The organism is Acinetobacter sp. NigerLNRRAM0016 (assembly GCF_054112845.1).
The window spans coordinates 41118-57320 of record NZ_JBSYVT010000011.1 but is presented as its reverse complement, the minus strand read 5'-3'; the positions used below and the strand labels follow the sequence as shown (position 1 = coordinate 57320).

General features: G+C 41.6%; 14 protein-coding genes. 7 read left to right on the top strand and 7 right to left on the bottom strand.

From position 1 onward, the window contains the following. Positions 1–40: 40 nt before the first annotated feature. From ACWQ4X_RS09115 to ACWQ4X_RS09100, 4 genes are all read left to right on the top strand, one after another. Positions 41–817, top strand: coding sequence for a TrmH family RNA methyltransferase (locus tag ACWQ4X_RS09115; protein ID WP_457903409.1), 777 nt, complete (start codon positions 41–43; stop codon positions 815–817). Positions 818–975: 158 nt separating this feature from the next. Beyond that, positions 976–1590 (top strand): RNA polymerase sigma factor, encoded by a 615-nt coding sequence (locus ACWQ4X_RS09110; protein ID WP_374528285.1) that lies wholly within the window; start codon positions 976–978, stop codon positions 1588–1590. After that, positions 1587–1907: a hypothetical protein gene (locus ACWQ4X_RS09105; RefSeq protein WP_100241001.1), complete on the top strand. Its 321-nt coding sequence runs from the start codon at positions 1587–1589 to the stop codon at positions 1905–1907. The genes ACWQ4X_RS09110 and ACWQ4X_RS09105 overlap by 4 nt, the downstream gene beginning before the upstream one ends. Continuing rightward, positions 1897–2301: a DUF3106 domain-containing protein gene (locus tag ACWQ4X_RS09100; RefSeq protein ID WP_457903408.1), complete on the top strand. Its 405-nt coding sequence runs from the start codon at positions 1897–1899 to the stop codon at positions 2299–2301. Before ACWQ4X_RS09105 ends, ACWQ4X_RS09100 begins: the two co-directional genes overlap by 11 nt. Positions 2302–2424: 123 nt before the next feature. Here ACWQ4X_RS09100 and ACWQ4X_RS09095 read toward each other — a convergent pair whose 3' ends face one another. The 4 genes from ACWQ4X_RS09095 to cxpE form a co-directional block, all read right to left on the bottom strand. Then, positions 2425–4839 carry a CSLREA domain-containing protein gene (locus ACWQ4X_RS09095; protein ID WP_457903407.1) on the bottom strand — a complete coding sequence of 805 codons (2415 nt, stop codon included), beginning with the start codon at positions 4837–4839 and terminating at the stop codon, positions 2425–2427. 15 nt (positions 4840–4854) lie between these two features. Next, positions 4855–6675 carry a rhombotarget A gene (rbtA, locus tag ACWQ4X_RS09090; protein WP_457903406.1) on the bottom strand — a complete coding sequence of 607 codons (1821 nt, stop codon included), beginning with the start codon at positions 6673–6675 and terminating at the stop codon, positions 4855–4857. 362 nt (positions 6676–7037) lie between these two features. Next, positions 7038–7742 carry a DnaA regulatory inactivator Hda gene (hda, locus tag ACWQ4X_RS09085; RefSeq protein ID WP_100240997.1) on the bottom strand — a complete coding sequence of 235 codons (705 nt, stop codon included), beginning with the start codon at positions 7740–7742 and terminating at the stop codon, positions 7038–7040. Between the two features lie 24 nt (positions 7743–7766). Beyond that, the gene (gene cxpE / locus ACWQ4X_RS09080; protein WP_457903405.1) at positions 7767–8975 is read right to left on the bottom strand and encodes a chloramphenicol efflux transporter CxpE; all 1209 of its coding nucleotides are present in this window, start codon (positions 8973–8975) and stop codon (positions 7767–7769) included. A gap of 134 nt (positions 8976–9109) precedes the next feature. Here cxpE and purM point away from each other — a divergent pair, with 134 nt between their 5' ends. Both purM and purN read left to right on the top strand, forming a co-directional pair. Further along, positions 9110–10180: a phosphoribosylformylglycinamidine cyclo-ligase gene (purM, locus tag ACWQ4X_RS09075; protein WP_457903404.1), complete on the top strand. Its 1071-nt coding sequence runs from the start codon at positions 9110–9112 to the stop codon at positions 10178–10180. Further along, the gene (purN, locus tag ACWQ4X_RS09070; RefSeq protein WP_457903445.1) at positions 10177–10809 is read left to right on the top strand and encodes a phosphoribosylglycinamide formyltransferase; all 633 of its coding nucleotides are present in this window, start codon (positions 10177–10179) and stop codon (positions 10807–10809) included. The genes purM and purN overlap by 4 nt, the downstream gene beginning before the upstream one ends. A 48-nt stretch (positions 10810–10857) precedes the next feature. On the opposite strand, the gene ACWQ4X_RS09065 is transcribed toward purN, so the two are convergent. Both ACWQ4X_RS09065 and sppA read right to left on the bottom strand, forming a co-directional pair. Then, entirely contained in the window at positions 10858–11655 is a 798-nt protein-coding gene (locus ACWQ4X_RS09065) for an alpha/beta fold hydrolase (RefSeq protein WP_457903403.1), read from the bottom strand. Then, positions 11652–12677, bottom strand: coding sequence for a signal peptide peptidase SppA (gene sppA, locus ACWQ4X_RS09060; protein ID WP_374528218.1), 1026 nt, complete (start codon positions 12675–12677; stop codon positions 11652–11654). The genes ACWQ4X_RS09065 and sppA overlap by 4 nt, the downstream gene beginning before the upstream one ends. Before the next feature lie 130 nt (positions 12678–12807). Between sppA and ACWQ4X_RS09055 the strand changes: the two genes are divergently transcribed. Continuing rightward, positions 12808–13761: a lysophospholipid acyltransferase family protein gene (locus ACWQ4X_RS09055; RefSeq protein WP_457903402.1), complete on the top strand. Its 954-nt coding sequence runs from the start codon at positions 12808–12810 to the stop codon at positions 13759–13761. On the opposite strand, the gene ACWQ4X_RS09050 is transcribed toward ACWQ4X_RS09055, so the two are convergent. Further along, positions 13751–16156, bottom strand: a complete 2406-nt coding sequence (locus tag ACWQ4X_RS09050) for a DNA internalization-related competence protein ComEC/Rec2 (protein ID WP_457903401.1) — start codon at positions 16154–16156, stop codon at positions 13751–13753. The genes ACWQ4X_RS09055 and ACWQ4X_RS09050 overlap by 11 nt on opposite strands. Between the last annotated feature and the right edge of the window lie 47 nt (positions 16157–16203).

Sequence of the window (16203 nt, the reverse complement as noted above, 5' to 3'; positions counted from 1 at the left end):
GAAGTAGGTGCTACACCTACTTCTGTGGACTCAAGCAAACATGCCTACCATTTTTTTAGAATCGAAAGACAATCCAAAAATTAAACACTTACGTGGCTTAATTGAGCAAAACACCTATCGTAAAAAGCAAGGTCAAACTGTGCTTGAAGGTACACATTTGTGTTTGGCATGGTTGCAAGAGCAAAAGAAAATCAATGCGATTTTTACTACAGAGCTTGCCTTACAACATCCTGACCTAGAAGAAATCCAACGTCAGTATCATGGTGCCATTTTTATTTTAAGTGAATCTTTATACAAGGATTTAAGCACCTTAGGCACTACACTTCCGTGTCTTGCAATTATCGATTTACCCTCTTCCTCTCAAGCCTTGCAATATAATCTAGACACTTTAATTCTGGAAAATATCCAAGATCCAGGCAATGTCGGTACTTTACTCCGTTCCGCTGCTGCTGCTGGTGTTCAGCAAATTATTGCCACTAAAGGTACTGCATCACTCTGGTCACCACGCGTACTGCGTGCAGGTATGGGTGCACATTTCTCTCTAGATATTTACGAGAATGTAGCGCTTGAACAAGTCTTACCTCAATTTAAAATTCCTGTGTATGTAACCAGTTCACATCGCTCAACCAGCTTATATGCGCAAGATTTGACGCGTGCCTGCGTCTGGATTATGGGTAATGAAGGTCAAGGTGCTTCGGATTATGCTCTTGCGCATGCGCAAGCCGTGACCATTCCTCAACCCGGTGGACAAGAGTCACTGAATGTTGCAATTGCAGGATCGGTCTGTTTATTTGAAATGGTCCGTCAACGCATCTAATACATTTTTTATTTTAAATTGCCCCGCCCAATTTTAAAAATAGATTACACTTGAAAAAATAAAAACGGATATTGTCAACCAAACCATTATTTCCAACGTTATTAAGCATATGTATTGGAGATAATGGTGATGATCCAATGACAGGGTTTTCCATCTCTATGGATTTAGCGCCGAAACAGTCTCAGTCGGAAACTTTGAGTGCTTTAAAAAGTACGGCTGAACAACGTCTGAAGAATTTTATGCAAGACGTGACTGGGCGTGCCTTAGTGATGATGGAAAATGCGACACAGGGTCAACAAGGCATTGCGATGGATCTGGTCCAAGAGGCTTTTATTTCATTGCATAAATCTTATTCAGACAAATCTACTGAAGAATGGTACCCCCTGTTTTACACCATTTTGAATAACAAACTACAGGATTGGCGTCGTAAAGAAGCGCGCCGCTCGCAGCCTTTTTCTTTCTTCAAAAAGGTCAGCCTAGATGAAGATGATCTAGAAATCCAAGATGTTATTGATGAAACCACCCCTAGTCCGTTGGAGTTTCTGGATCAGGCAGTTACGGTTGAAGAAATTCAAGCCGCGATTCGCCAATTGCCAGTTCGCCAGCAACAAGCGTTTATGTTGCGGGCATGGGAAGGATTTGACACGCAAACCACTGCTCAAATTATGAATTGTAGTGAAGGCAGTGTAAAAACACATTATCATCGCGCGATTCAAGGTTTGCGATCTGCGTTATCGCATTTGAATCCATATTCGGGAGGGTCATCTGAATGAAACAAGATGATTTCTTAAAACAAGTTACTTCCAAACTTGATGGTCTTGCGCAACAGCACAAAGCAAAACCTGTTGTGATGAATCATGTACTGGATCATATCCAGCAACAGAAATCATCACGTTTTGCCTATTTTAAAATGACAGGATTCGCTTTAGCTGCAGCCATCGCGGGAATTGTGGTGTTACCTAATTCCGTCGATCTGTCAGAAAAGCCGCAGAATCAAGTTGTGGTAACACCAAAACTTTCTCCACAAATGGTGGAAGATTTGGAAATGTTAATGGTTTTAGGTGAGGACAAAGTTCCACATGGCAGCTAGAAGGTTAGCTTTTGCTTTTTGTGCACTCGGTTTCTTGCAAACAAGTTTTGCAGGATTTGAACGTTTTTGGCTTTTTTCCAAAGATGCCAACACCCAAGTGGCTGAAACTTGGGAAACACTGTCAGAGCAAGAACAACGCGCTCTGATTAAACGCTATCAGTCGCTCAAAGAAATTCCAGATGAGCAAAGTGATAGTCTGCAACAGCGTATGGACTGGTTTACCCAATTACCTGAACAAGAAAAGCAGAAAATGCGTGAAACTTGGCAACAAATGAGCAGCCAAGAACGTAACGACCTACGCGTGCGCATGCAAAAGGCGACACCTGAAGAACGGATCAATATTCGCCAAGAATACATGAACAAATATTTGCATCACACGGTGGAACAGCCATAATTTCCATGTGATTCTGAACATTTATAAAAAAAGCCAATCCAGAGAAGATTGGCTTTTTTATGGTTCACAATATTATTAACAAGAAGCTCATCAACATTGTGTGAGCTTCTTATACTTCAACCCTTATGCTTTCTTGCTGCGGCGTTGATAACGATAGCCAGCCAATCCCAACAAACCCAATAAGCTAAACCATCCCATAGAACCGCCTCCACCGCCAGAAGTCACTGTATTTTTTGCAGTATTGTTTAGATAAATTTTTGCACGATTCGATGCCAGACCTTCTGCATCAAAGACGGTATATTCCATAACTTGATCGAATGGACTGTAGTTGTTTTTGACCTGAACCACCAAATTACTGGAATAACAGGTATCGCGCATGGCACTGCCAGGGCAAGGACCATTCGGTACTGATGGATCAACCATCATCGCACTTGGCAAGCTGTCTAAACGAATAGCCAACTCCTGACCTGCCTCATTATGGTAGAAATCGGCTTTATTCAAACCAGCAATACTTGCTTTCGGACCATCATCATCAAAGTCATTTTCAAGTGGATGTAAGCTAATGTTCTGATTGGTACCATATTCCAAGCGATAAGTATCGTCTTTGGCAATCGGTGCAATATTGGCAAAACTTGCACTTAATAAACCTGTTGTGGTTTTGGTCGCATCCGTTTTGGAGGTAATGCTGTAGGTACATAAAGCATTCTCACCAATCGTCGAAAGATTATCATCTAAGCGATAAAACATGATGCGCTTGAGTTCAGGTATCCATTCACATTTTAAGTTTGGATCTTGATCACCAATGAATTGAAAGCTACTGCCTTCCCCTGAATAAGTTCCCACTCCCAAAACTTGGGTATTGATATTATAGTTCTCAGCATTCAAGGCTTGGACTTGTGATTGGTTGTTCATCCACTGCTCATCAGGTAATGCCAGCGCAAACGGATCAATATAAATCGCACGGTATTTGGCATATTTTTCAGTATTGCGCTTCAAATCATTAAATGCTGTTAACTCCGCTTGGTACTGAGTTAAGTATTTAGCATCTGTTGATTGATCATCAATGCGTGCCTGATACAAATCTATGGCTTGCTGATAACCATCCATCATTTGTGAATAAGATAAATTCTTTAAATTAATGATATCTGCCGCTGTCAAACGCATCAGTTCAACCGAACCAATATCACAGGTATTTTTCATGCTCGGATTTAAAATGAGCGTAGCATCCGTAATTCGACTAAAACCTCGTTGATCGACATCACTACATCCAATCGCCCCTATATTGACCAAGTCATTTGCGGTCTGATTATCCCGTGGATAGTACAGCGGTAAATATTCTGTGCTTGCACTCGGTCCTGTATAGGCAGATAGCAACGTGCTCATCGAGATGTTGCTAACATCAATATTGGTATTGCTTCCAGAAGTATTACTTTCATAAGCAATTTTCGGCAAGTTACACTGCCCTGTCACCGCACCTAGCTGCAAGGCATTGTTCATTGCAACAATATCAAGTTTTGCATCCGCCACATTGCCGTTATTTAAAGCATAGCGACAGGATTGCCCCGCATTGTATGCCAGCACATTAAAGGAAATATTTTTACTGCCCAGTTGGTCATACAATAAGGTGCTGGCAGCATTGTTTTCTACGATGGTATTACTTAATAAAACCAACGTACTGTTTTCACTTAAGTTCGGCTGCGCAGTATTGGAGGAAATACTCTTAATAATTGCGCCTGTAGTAGTATTTGCCTGATTTTTAGCAATGGTATTGGTTTGCAATACAGTCGATGCCTCACCGCAAATTTCTAACATGCTTGCATTATTCGTGGCTCCATTGCCAACTATACTGCTGTTCTGAATGGTAATTGTGGGCTTGGTAAATAATAAATTGTTCTGACAGGTCATCGCCAAGACACTGCCCTGTGCTGCTTGGTTAGCCTGTATTAAGCCATGATCAATATTCAGTGAAATATCGCCATCTAAATAAATAGCACCGCCCTGAGTGGCATGCGAGTTAACGATGGCGACATTATTTAAATTAATATCTGCCCCTGCATAAATTGCACCACCCAAGCCTGTGTTACTTCCATTTGCCAAAATGATGTTCTTAAATGAAGTCCCGTACTTCGACAATGAGCTATTAAAAATTCGGGTCTGATTTTCTCCACTGATAGTGGTTTTTAAGGCCGTCGTCGCTGGATAAGTATGGGTTAAGACATGCTTGGATGAATAATCCAGCGGCTCGGCACCATAAATTTCAAGCACAGATTGTGGCACCAGCTCACGTTTGAGTGTATAGGTTCCTTCTTTTAGCTGAATTCGATCTTTTTGACCTAAACGTGTATCCCCTGCATTACAGCCACCATAAGCCTTATTATCTGCGGCCGTCTTTATGGCTTCGCGTAATGAACATTGATTTAAGTTTTCACCATCTTCATCATCAAAGGTGGTGACATAGATAAACGTATCTTCCGCTGCCATCAGAGACATGGCTGACAGCACCATTAATGTAAGTAAACCTTTTTTATAATTTTTCACGGTCAATTCCCTTGCCTATTTCTTGTAACGACGTAATCCAATCAGTCCCAATAAGCCCAGTAGACTTAATATTCCCGCACTCCCCCCCGAAGTCTCGACCTTGCTACTTTCCATCTGTCCAGCAGGTGCCTGAGTGACTTGGACTTTGATCTCTAGATAAGGATTCTGAGAATCGTTAAATCGCGTCGTGGTTGTAACCAGTCGAATTTTAAAAATATCGGCTCCATGCCAATTACCATTCGGTGTGTACTGAATATTGCCTTCTTCATCAATGGTGACACTTCCCTTCGGCTGAGTCGTGGTTGGAATGACTTGTAAACAACCATCTTGCCAAGCCTCACCTGTCGGATTTTTACCCAATAATGCTTCACATTGATCTTTCGGTAAAAGCTCACCATCACCCAATAATTCAGCCACCGACATTTTTGCAACTTCACCGTAATTGATATCGTCACCGATCAAAGAAATCGTGGTTGGAAACACCAGTTCAATCGCACCACGGTCGCAGAGCACATTATTGGAATCACGCACTTGTCCACGCTGATCACTGGACTCACACTCGACCAAGGCTGTTTCTGAGCCAGTCCATTGTTTGCCTTTATTCACAATCAACGAATCACTTAACTGCTGATAAGTCACCAGTAATCGTGGTTTAAAATAACCGAGAAAATCATGGCTACTTTGATTAAATGGACACACTAGACTTTGTCGATCTAAATTTGCACTGCTACATTTCCCCTCAAGTGTGCTCCCTGCAATCAACGCAGTTTGCGTCCAAATTTCATTGGGATACTCTGCCAATCCTTGCCCACAACCTACTGAAACCAGATTGTTCTGTAAAATACTCTGATCGCCTGCTTCAAACTTACAATCCTTCTGCGTAGATATTGGGTATGGATTACCAATCAAGATACTATTCGCAAGAAAAGCTTTACCCTGTGGTGCAACAAATTGAATGCCTTGCGCATTGCCAAGCATGGTCAAATTATTTAAGCCAATACCGTCGCGTAAATTCAGCAAATAGCCTTTATTCTGTAAAAAAGTACTGTTTTTAATATAATTAGCGACATTCAAAATCGAGCTAGGTAACTGTTCTGAATTAAATAATAAAGCGGCGTAAATATTTGCAGAAGTTGAACTGGTGGTCTCATTATGACGAATGACACTATTTAAGATTTTATATGCAGGTCGCTGGGTATAGAGTACGGCACCTTCAGCAGCATAATTCTTTTCAAACAAGCTATTTTGAATGACGACTAGACTATCGCTGGTATTTTCGAACGTTGAATTACCCACATTATAAATTGCCCCACCTTGGGCTGCATAACCACCCGATAATCCCGCATAACTTAATTGTAGATATTCATTGTTATAAATTAATCCACCTTGTTGTGCGCATTGCGCTTGAACGCAACCTTGTAGACTAACCTCGTACAACACAACACTGAGTAATTTTTCTTGCGAACCATCATCAATTCTTAAAATATTATCTTTTGCTTGCATTTGCAGCACAGCATTATTTTTACCTAGAACTGGGGTTTCATTAAAATCCACATCATAGTTGGTTTTAATGGTTAATTCTTTTTGAATATTTAAATGTGAATTCAGCTTATAGACTTTCTGTTTTTCCAACAAAATGACAGGGCTGGCATCTTCCCCACCACAACCGAAATACCCTTCTTTAGGCATATCTTGGTTAATATAACTGACCGCTTCTCGTAGTGAACACTCTTGATCATCTTTAACGACATCTTCTGTGGTGGTCACACTGATATTCGCACTATAGGCATGCCCAGCCAGACACAACATTCCCACACCAATGCTCTGCTTGAGCATACGTCTCTCCTTAATTATTTTATTGATCTTGTTTTTCTAAATTGCTGCTTCCTAGCAATTTATCTACAGCTAATGGCGATCCCTTTGCTGTACAGCCTAAAAGATGAACGTAGAAATATAATTGACTAAATTGCCAAATTCTTTAGGCACAATTGCAACTATTAAAAGACAGGCTCAATAATTTTGAGTCTAGATGATGAGTTCGATGAGATGAGACGAATTGAAACTTCATGCTGATTTGCAGCATTTATGTTCTCCTTAACTTTACTTTCTATTATTTTTCTATGCTCGCAATTCCATGCGATAGGCATTTAAGCTGTACTTTGTCACAGCCATGCTGATTACTCAAGCGCTTTTATCGGTTATTGATATTCATCAATGAGTGCATAAATTTGTCTTAAAGTGGCATGACTTAGCTTGGTTTTCTCTCCTTTAAGGAGTTGGATCAACTGCTCTAAGGTTTGTAATAAAATCGAAGCCTGATGTGGACCATGCGCTAAAAGATAATCAATAATTTGCTGATCGATATGAATCCCCCGTCGTGCCAATACTGAACTGACCAGAATCTGCCGATCTGCATATAAACTGCCATTTGGTACTTTCACACTCACCGCTTGGGTCAGTCTAGACTGTAAATCAGGCAGTTCTAATTTCAGCTCAATCGGGGCAAAACGTGAAGAGAACACCAACTGTCCGCCCACTTCATTATTGTAATTAATGAGGTGAAATACCGCTTTTTGCCAATGTGGCACACCACAAATAGCCTCAATATCATCCAGCGCCACCAAATCATAACGCTCGAGCGAGGTAATCGCTTCTGTAGGCGCATCAAGCAATTCTAATAACGAGACTTTAATCGCTGATTTACCCACATCCAGATAGGAGTCGCAGATTGCAGAAAGCAAATGACTTTTACCTGTACCCGCACCACCATAGACATAAAAACGATTCATCAGACCCGCATGTAACTGACGAATTGCATCAATGACATGCCCCCATCCCGGACCAGAGAAATCACTGATTCGGGCATCAAGTTGGGGTTCAATATCTAATTGCAGTTGACGCATATTCGTGTTTAAGCCTTATACGCTTTATGGTTTAGGTTCGATGTTACTTGATTTTTCAGCAACTTGCTGATCTTTTGCAGTGTGATCTTTAATTTCAATGTCTACTTCCAGTTGTGACGTTTCTATACTAATAGAATCTGCTTCTGCATTGGAAGTGAAGATTGTTTGCGTACCGTACAACTGGCTCTGTTCATACCATTCTCGTGCATGTTTAAGCAGCACCACAATCACTGCAGCGACGGGTAAGGCAATCAGCATGCCTAGAAAACCTGCCAGTTGGGCACCTGCCAATACCGCAAATACCACCGCAACAGGAGATAAACCAATCTTATCCCCCAGTAAAAATGGCTGCAGAATATAACCTTCCACCGCTTGACCAATCATGAATACAACAGCAACCAACGCCAAGTGCATCCAGTCCAAGCCAAACTGAAATAAAGAAGCAATAACTGCAGCAATAATCCCGACAGCAAAACCCAAATAAGGAATAATACTGGCCAAACCAGCAATCATCCCAATGATCAATCCGACTTCTAGTCCAATTAACTGCAAGCCAACCGCATAAACAATACCAAGCAGCAGCATCACCAAAAATTGCCCTTTCACAAAGGCGCCTAGCACGCTATGACATTCACCCACAATCTTTAGTGTCGATTCTTCATAAGGACGTGGAATTAGTCGACGCATGCTGTCCAGCATACGATCCCAATCCAATAGGAAGTAAAAAGCAATCACAGGAATTAAAACCACCGTGCCGCCAATCTGGATAAAACTTAAACCTGATTGTGCAATTTTAAGTGCCATCGCCTGAATACTGTCAGCACTATAGTTGGTCTGAATATAGTCCATGACCGTCGTTGACAATTGATGCGTATCAATTTCCATCTGCACCAGATTAAAGGTACGCGACAACCATGGTAAAAAGGTATCATTTAACCAATGTATGCCTGCTGGAATACTTCCCTTGGCATACATTAACTGCTGCCAAATTAACGGCACCAAATATGAAATGGCTAAAGTCAGGATGACCCCAATCCCGACAAATACAATACTGATGGCAAGCCATCTAGGTAAACCAATATTATGAAATTTTTCGACCAAAGGATTAAATAAATAAGCGATTAAAAATGCTGCAATAAATGGTAATACTACAGGCTTTAATAAATATAAAACCCAAAGAATAAGTGCGATTCCCGCAAGGATAAAAATACGACGCAAGGTTCGATCGACCATAGAAACCCGCCTTTTTCGATTTAATCGTTATAAAAAGTAAAATATTTAAGTAAAGATAGCATTTTAGAGCATAAATAACATAAGAGTTTCGTATATTCGGGTTATAATCCCCGCGCAAATGCGGAGACTTCACTATGAGCAACTCAACTTCTACCCCAAACACTGGTTTAAGCTATAAAGATGCAGGTGTCGATATTGAAGCGGGCGACGCACTTGTCGATCGAATCAAATCTGTCGCTAAGCGTACAACTCGTCCTGAAGTGATGGGCGGATTGGGTGGCTTTGGCGCACTATGTAAAATTCCGAAAGGCTATGAAGAGCCTGTTCTCGTATCTGGCACAGATGGTGTCGGCACAAAATTACGTTTAGCTTTGAACTTAAACCGTCATGACACGATTGGCCAAGACTTGGTTGCCATGTGTGTAAACGACCTTTTAGTGTGTGGTGCAGAACCTTTATTCTTCCTTGACTACTATGCAACTGGTCACTTAAATGTTGATGTTGCTGCTGATGTTGTTACAGGTATTGGTAAAGGCTGTGAGCTTGCGGGTTGTGCATTGGTCGGTGGTGAAACTGCTGAAATGCCTGGCATGTATGAAGGCGAAGATTATGATCTTGCAGGTTTCTGCGTAGGTGTCGTTGAGCAAAGTAAAATCATTGATGGCTCTAAAGTTAAAGCAGGCGATGTTTTAATTGGTGTTGCATCAAGCGGTGCGCATTCAAATGGTTACTCTTTACTTCGCAAAATCTTAGACGTGAAAAACGTCGATCTTACACAAATCGTAGATGGTCGCCCACTTGCAGATACAGCAATGGAACCAACACGTATTTATGTAAAACCAATTCTTGAACTTTGCAAACAAGTTGATGTACACGCGATGGCGCACATCACGGGTGGCGGTTTACCGGGTAACTTACCACGTGTACTCCCAAATGGCGCTCAAGCAATTATTAATGAATCTTCTTGGGAATGGCCAGAGTTGTTCAAACTTCTTCAAAAAGAAGGCGGTGTTGAACAGTTCGAAATGTACCGTACATTTAACTGTGGCGTAGGCATGGTGATTGCGGTAGATCCAGCAGATGCAGATAAAACTATTGCACTTTTAACTGAACAAGATGAAAAAGCATGGGCAATGGGTCACATTGTAGACAATGCTGAATCTGTTGAAGGTGCTGACGAGAAAATCCGCGTAATCTTTGCATAATGAAAATCGCTGTCCTTGTTTCAGGCAGTGGCAGTAACTTACAAGCCCTGATAGACGCTCGTCTATCAGGTGAAATTGTTGGAGTTATCTGCAATAAACCTGAAGCGTATGCACTCACACGCGCTCAACAAGCAGGTATTCAAACTGCTGTGATTGAACATAAACAATATCCAACACGCGAATCATTTGATGATACCATGCATCAACAGTTATTAGCATGGGATGTTGATTTAGTGGTATTGGCGGGTTTCATGCGTATTCTAAGTGCCAAATTTGTGCGTGCTTGGGAAGGTAAAATGCTGAACATTCACCCTTCTCTACTGCCGCATTATAAAGGCATGCACACCCATCACCGGGTATTGAATACAGGTGATGTCTATCATGGCTGTACCGTACATTATGTTACCGCAGAGCTAGATGCAGGACATTCACTGGCACAAGGGGTGTTAAAGATTGGTCGTCATGACCATGTCGAGCAACTCGCACAGCGCGTACATGAGCTTGAACACCTGATCTATCCTCAAGTGGTAGAATGGATTTGTACAGGTGCCCTGCAATACCAGAATGCAAATACCGTCATATATCGCAATCAAGCGTTGAATGAACCGATTCAATTTTGCAAACTGTAAAAATATGATTCAAAGAAAAAATGCATCCTCGGATGCATTTTTTATGTTCTATGATTTCTGAATCAGCTGTTTAATCAACGCTACTGTCGCTTCAGGACGTTCTAAGGGAAACATATGCCCCCCTTCTGCCACACTAAATGGAATACCCACTTTTTTCTGCGCGATTTGGGGAAACTTATGTTTTAAGAACTCGCTTTGATCGCCCACCACCAAATGCATCGGGACTTTTGGCTTTGACATGGGCAACCACCACCAAGATGGCGTATTACGAAAAATGGCAACCTCAGCAGCTTTGGGAATGGTCAAGGTTACCCCACCGCGCTCTGCATCTTCGGTCAGGGCGTGATTCAGATAAGCCTGAAAACACTCAGGATCAAATTTTTGATACAAGCTTTTCGGTCTTAACATTTCGCCTGCCTGCTCACGGGACTCCCAATGATCACGACGACGATTACTCAGACCTGCTGGGGTCATCCGATCCACCAGTTTTGGTTGAAACAGCTTCGCAGTATGGAACAACAAAGAGGCTTTACCCATGATCAATGGCGGATCAAGCATGATCACCTGCTGAAATAATTCAGGACGCTTATAAGCCGTCATCATGGTCAAGACCGACCCCAAAGAATGCCCCAATCCAATCACAGGACGCCCATGTGCTTGACGCACAATGCTGTCGGTCAGCTGATCCACCAAGTGCGGCCAATGATTGGTCACAGGATAACGTTGGTCAGTTCCAATCAGTGGAACATAGACAATATCGTAATCATCGCGAAGTAAATGAAAGAGTTTTTCATAAACTTTGGATGGCACACCATTGGCATGCGCAAAGTGGATCAGTGGTTTCATTGTAGTTTTGTCGTTTGCTCTGCTTGAACCTGTTCAGCGAGTGAAGTAGCAAAACCTTTCCCGATTGAGCTACCCATACGCCCGAGAACAGAATCCAATGGATTATATTGAACGGTATAGTCCACTGTTTTATCGATTTTAAGTTCACGTTTCAAGCTATTTAGGCTACCTGTACGGTCAGCAATTCCGAGTTTAACTGCTTGCTCACCGGTCCAGAATAATCCTGAGAAGATTGCTGGATCCTGAGATTTTAGTTTTGCCCCACGACCTTTTTTTACAGCCTCAATAAAGTGATCATGAACATTGTCTAATAAAGCTTGTACATGCGCTTTCTGAGCGGCATCAACGGGTTGTGTCATCGATAAAATCGCTTTGTTTTCGCCCGAAGTCATGGTGCGATCTTCTACACCCAACTTTTGCATCAGTCCATTGACACCATAATTCGGCATTATCACGCCAATCGAGCCAACCAAACTGGATGGATTGACAATAATTTCATCCGCTGCCGAAGCGATATAATAAGCCCCTGATGCCCCTGTATCACCAATAATGGCATACAGTTTTTTATCTTTATGCTGTTGCTTCAGATACTGAATTTCCTGCCAAATTTCATCGGATTGTACAGGTGAGCCACCTGGTGAATTGATATTCAAAACTACAGCTTTACTATTGCTACTCTCAAATGCTTTCTTCAACGATTTGATGGTATCTTCACTGTTCACGCTTTGTTTATCTGCGGCAATCGTCCCAATAATATCAACAACCGCGATATGAGCACTTGTAGTCGAACTGACATCAGTCGTAGCCGTACTACATCCCTTGCCTAAAATCACTAAAATAAAAAGAATATAAGCAAAGGTCAGTAATTTAAAGAAGATACTCCAACGACGAGCACGGCGCTGTTCTTCCACTGAAGCTAATACGGCTTTCTCAAGAATCTGCCATTCTTTTCCTGACTGCTTTTCTAAATTTTGTTGTGTAATATGACTTTCGTTTTGTGGTTTAGGTGGCCAATCGGACATATAAGATGATCCAATAATGAAGAAAATTAACCTCATTATATACATGCAGACGCAATAAACTATTTAAACCCTGTATTTTCGCCTATAATAATTGCTGTTTTATATTTCTTATCCCCATACCCATTAGGCAATGACTGATAAAACTCCAAAAACAATGACTGATCGCGTACTTCAATTTGTAAGTCGACAACCTATTCAAATTTCTCGCATGATTGCCCGTTCACTGGCTGGCTTAGTGAACCTGTTAAAAATATCTAAAACATCTCAAACCATTCGTCTTAACCTTGAAATTGCCTTACCTGAACTAAGTAATCAACAACGAGAACAAATTACTCAACACGCGATACGTAACGAACTCACCTCCTATTTTGAATTTTTCAGTATTTGGGGTTCTGAAAATCAAAAAAATATTTCCCGTATTCATTCGATTACTGGCGAACAGTATTTACATGATGCGCTTGCCGAGAAAAAAGGCGTTGTCTTGATTGTTCCACATTTTGGGACTTGGGAAGTGATGAATGCTTGGGTTGCTCAATTTACTGAAATGACAATTCTGTATAAACCTGTAAAAAATCCAGCAGCCGATAATTTTGTACGTAGCGCGCGCAGCCGTGAACAAGCACATTTAGTTCCCACCGATGAAACTGGTGTACGACAGATTTTTAAAGCCTTGAAACAAGGTGGCACTACGGTCATTTTGCCAGATCATACCCCGCATGCTGCGGGTGAATTAGTACCAATGTTTGGTTTACCTTTAGAATCCAGTAACTTAAGTGCCAAGCTGATTCAAAAAACCAAGGCAAAGGCACTTTTTTTATATGCAATTCGTAATGATACACATGGTTTTGATATGTATATCGAACCGATGCCTGAAAGCATTTATCAAGGTACAGCCAATGACGGTACCCATGTGATTCATCAGGAAATTGAAAACCTAATTCATCGTTTTCCTGAGCATTACCATTGGAGCTATAAGCGCTTTAAAGCCAACCCTGAACTGCGTAATCTGTATAACTTGCCACATGAACAAGCAATGCAACTTGTGACGAAAGTTAGAACACAACAATTAGACCCTAACGATTAAGCCAACGTTGCTGATCACAGTAAAACTGCATTTCTATCTGCTTCCCATTCTGAATAAACTGAATGCTACCCTTGTCGATTGTGGTATATAGCGGAATCCCTAATGCCTGCAAGCGTTGTTGAGTTAAAATGCTCGGATGCCCATAGCGATTGTTGATTCCTGCTGATGCAATCGCAATTTTAGGCTTGAGCCGCTGCAAAAAATCATAAGCCGAACTATGCTTACTGCCATGATGTCCCAAGACCAATACATCTACTTTTAAATCTGGGTAGGCTTTTAGAATCTGATATTCGGCTTCCCAGCCTGCATCTCCCATAAGTAAAAAGTTGGCATATGGCTGAGCATGTTCAACTTGAACATAGAGAACGCAAGACAATTCATTCTGATGATTCGCAACTGCAGCTAATTGCTCCTGTCGTGGTGATAAGACCTGAATCTTGACACCCTCCAGTTGCCATACCTGCCCAGCATAGCAATAGTGAAATTGAGTACTGGGCATGACTTCAACCCTTTCATTACTGTAAATGGTTTGAACAGGTAAAGTTGTGCGTAAGGAAAAATACGCACCACTATGATCTTGATCTAAATGGGTTAGAATGAGCTGATCCAGACTGGAAATCCCTTTACTATTCAGAAAGGGACGAATGAGTTGCTTGCCAACACTGAATTTCTGTTCATCATAATTACCGCCCATATCAATCATCATCTGCTGATCTTGCTTTTGTAAAAAGATGGCTTGCCCTTGCCCCACATCGAGAATGTGCAATTCAAACGGCTGCTTGGATTCATCCACAATAAAAATCGGCAACATACAAACCATCGCCCAACTTTTTGGAACCACACCGCGTGGTAAAAACAAAATACAAAGCCCTATTATCAGCCCGCCTAGCATCCCCCAGCTCAACGCAACATTGTGTACGGTTGAACCCAGTATTTGATCCGCACCATTGAGGATTGACAGTAACCATGACACACATAAATCATTCAGTTGAAACAGCAATACACCTAAAGGTTGGAAGATCCATAAACACAAGGTCGCAATAATGCTAAGAGGCACCACCAAAATACTCAGCCACGGTAATGCCACAAGATTACTGAATGGCGCAATCCACACGACTTGTTGAAAGAAAATCAGCATCAATGGCAGTAATGCGATAAAAATTTTCCATTGCGACTCAAATAACAGCGCAACATATAACTTTAATTGACCTAGACGAGTGTCTGCGATTTGAGTAGGTTGCTGTTGTACCGTCTGATAAATTCTCAGAAGTACCAAACAAGCCCCATAGGACAACCAAAATGCAGCCGATAGGATGCTAAAAGGATCGAGAAATAATAAAATTGCAGCACTAAACAGCAGTACTTGTACAGGTTGCAGTTTGAATTTACATAAAATCAGGACAGCGATAATCAAACTGGTTAACAAGGTCCGCAATGCAGGAATTTCAAAGCCGACAAAAGCTGAATACAGCAGTACGCCCATACAAAAAGGAAACACCAAAAGATAAGGCTTGGGATAACGCAAATACCAAGTGGGTGCGAAACGGATAATCAGACGGTGTAAACTCCAACAGAGTAATGCCGCAAAGATCAACACGTGTGGTCCAGAAATTGCCAATAAATGACTCAACCCCAGTCGTTTAAACAAATCTTCAACGTCGGGGCTTAATAAGCTTTGATCACCCGTTAACAAAGCCAACAGTAAACCTGCATGATGCAGTGATTGCTGTTGGAGTGTATTTCGTAAACTCAACCGTTGCTGCTCAATTGCCAATAACGTTTTAGCAATAAGCCCCTGCTGTTGCCGTACATAGGGCATTTGTCCTGCTGCATAAAGCTCTTGTTCTGTCAGCTCTTCCACTGCTTGGACTTGAAAAGCTGCCATAATGTTCTGCTGTAAGAACCATTTTTCCTGATCAAATGCCCCTGCAATTGCATAGCTATGTGCAGGTAAAATCTGCCCGCGCAAACGGTAGTACTTTCCCAGCTCCAGTGACTGATCAGAAGAGGGTTGAAGATACGCTAACCATTTCGCGGGTTGCTTTTTATAATTCAGTACGGTGATAGGTTGCTTGATACGATTCGACTGAATCTGGTTCATTGATTTGACATGCACAATGACTTCAGCTTGCTTTGTAGTCGATTCTCGTAAATCTATACGCTGAGTGAGTGCAGCATCGGCATATAAATAAGCCAGATTGAAGCTAAATAAACATAAAACAATGATGCTGAAAAATCTAAAAAGCTGAGGTTTAAAATTCGGACATTTAACCACCAGTAGTTGAATCATCACCCAGAAAATACCAAACATGCCACACGTAACAGTGGTGAGTGACCAGACCTTGCCCATGCCAGTCATGCCGAGGATCCAAGCGAGTAGTACATATTGCATCATTATGATTCATATTATTTTTATAAGTGCCGCACATCATAAAGCCCACC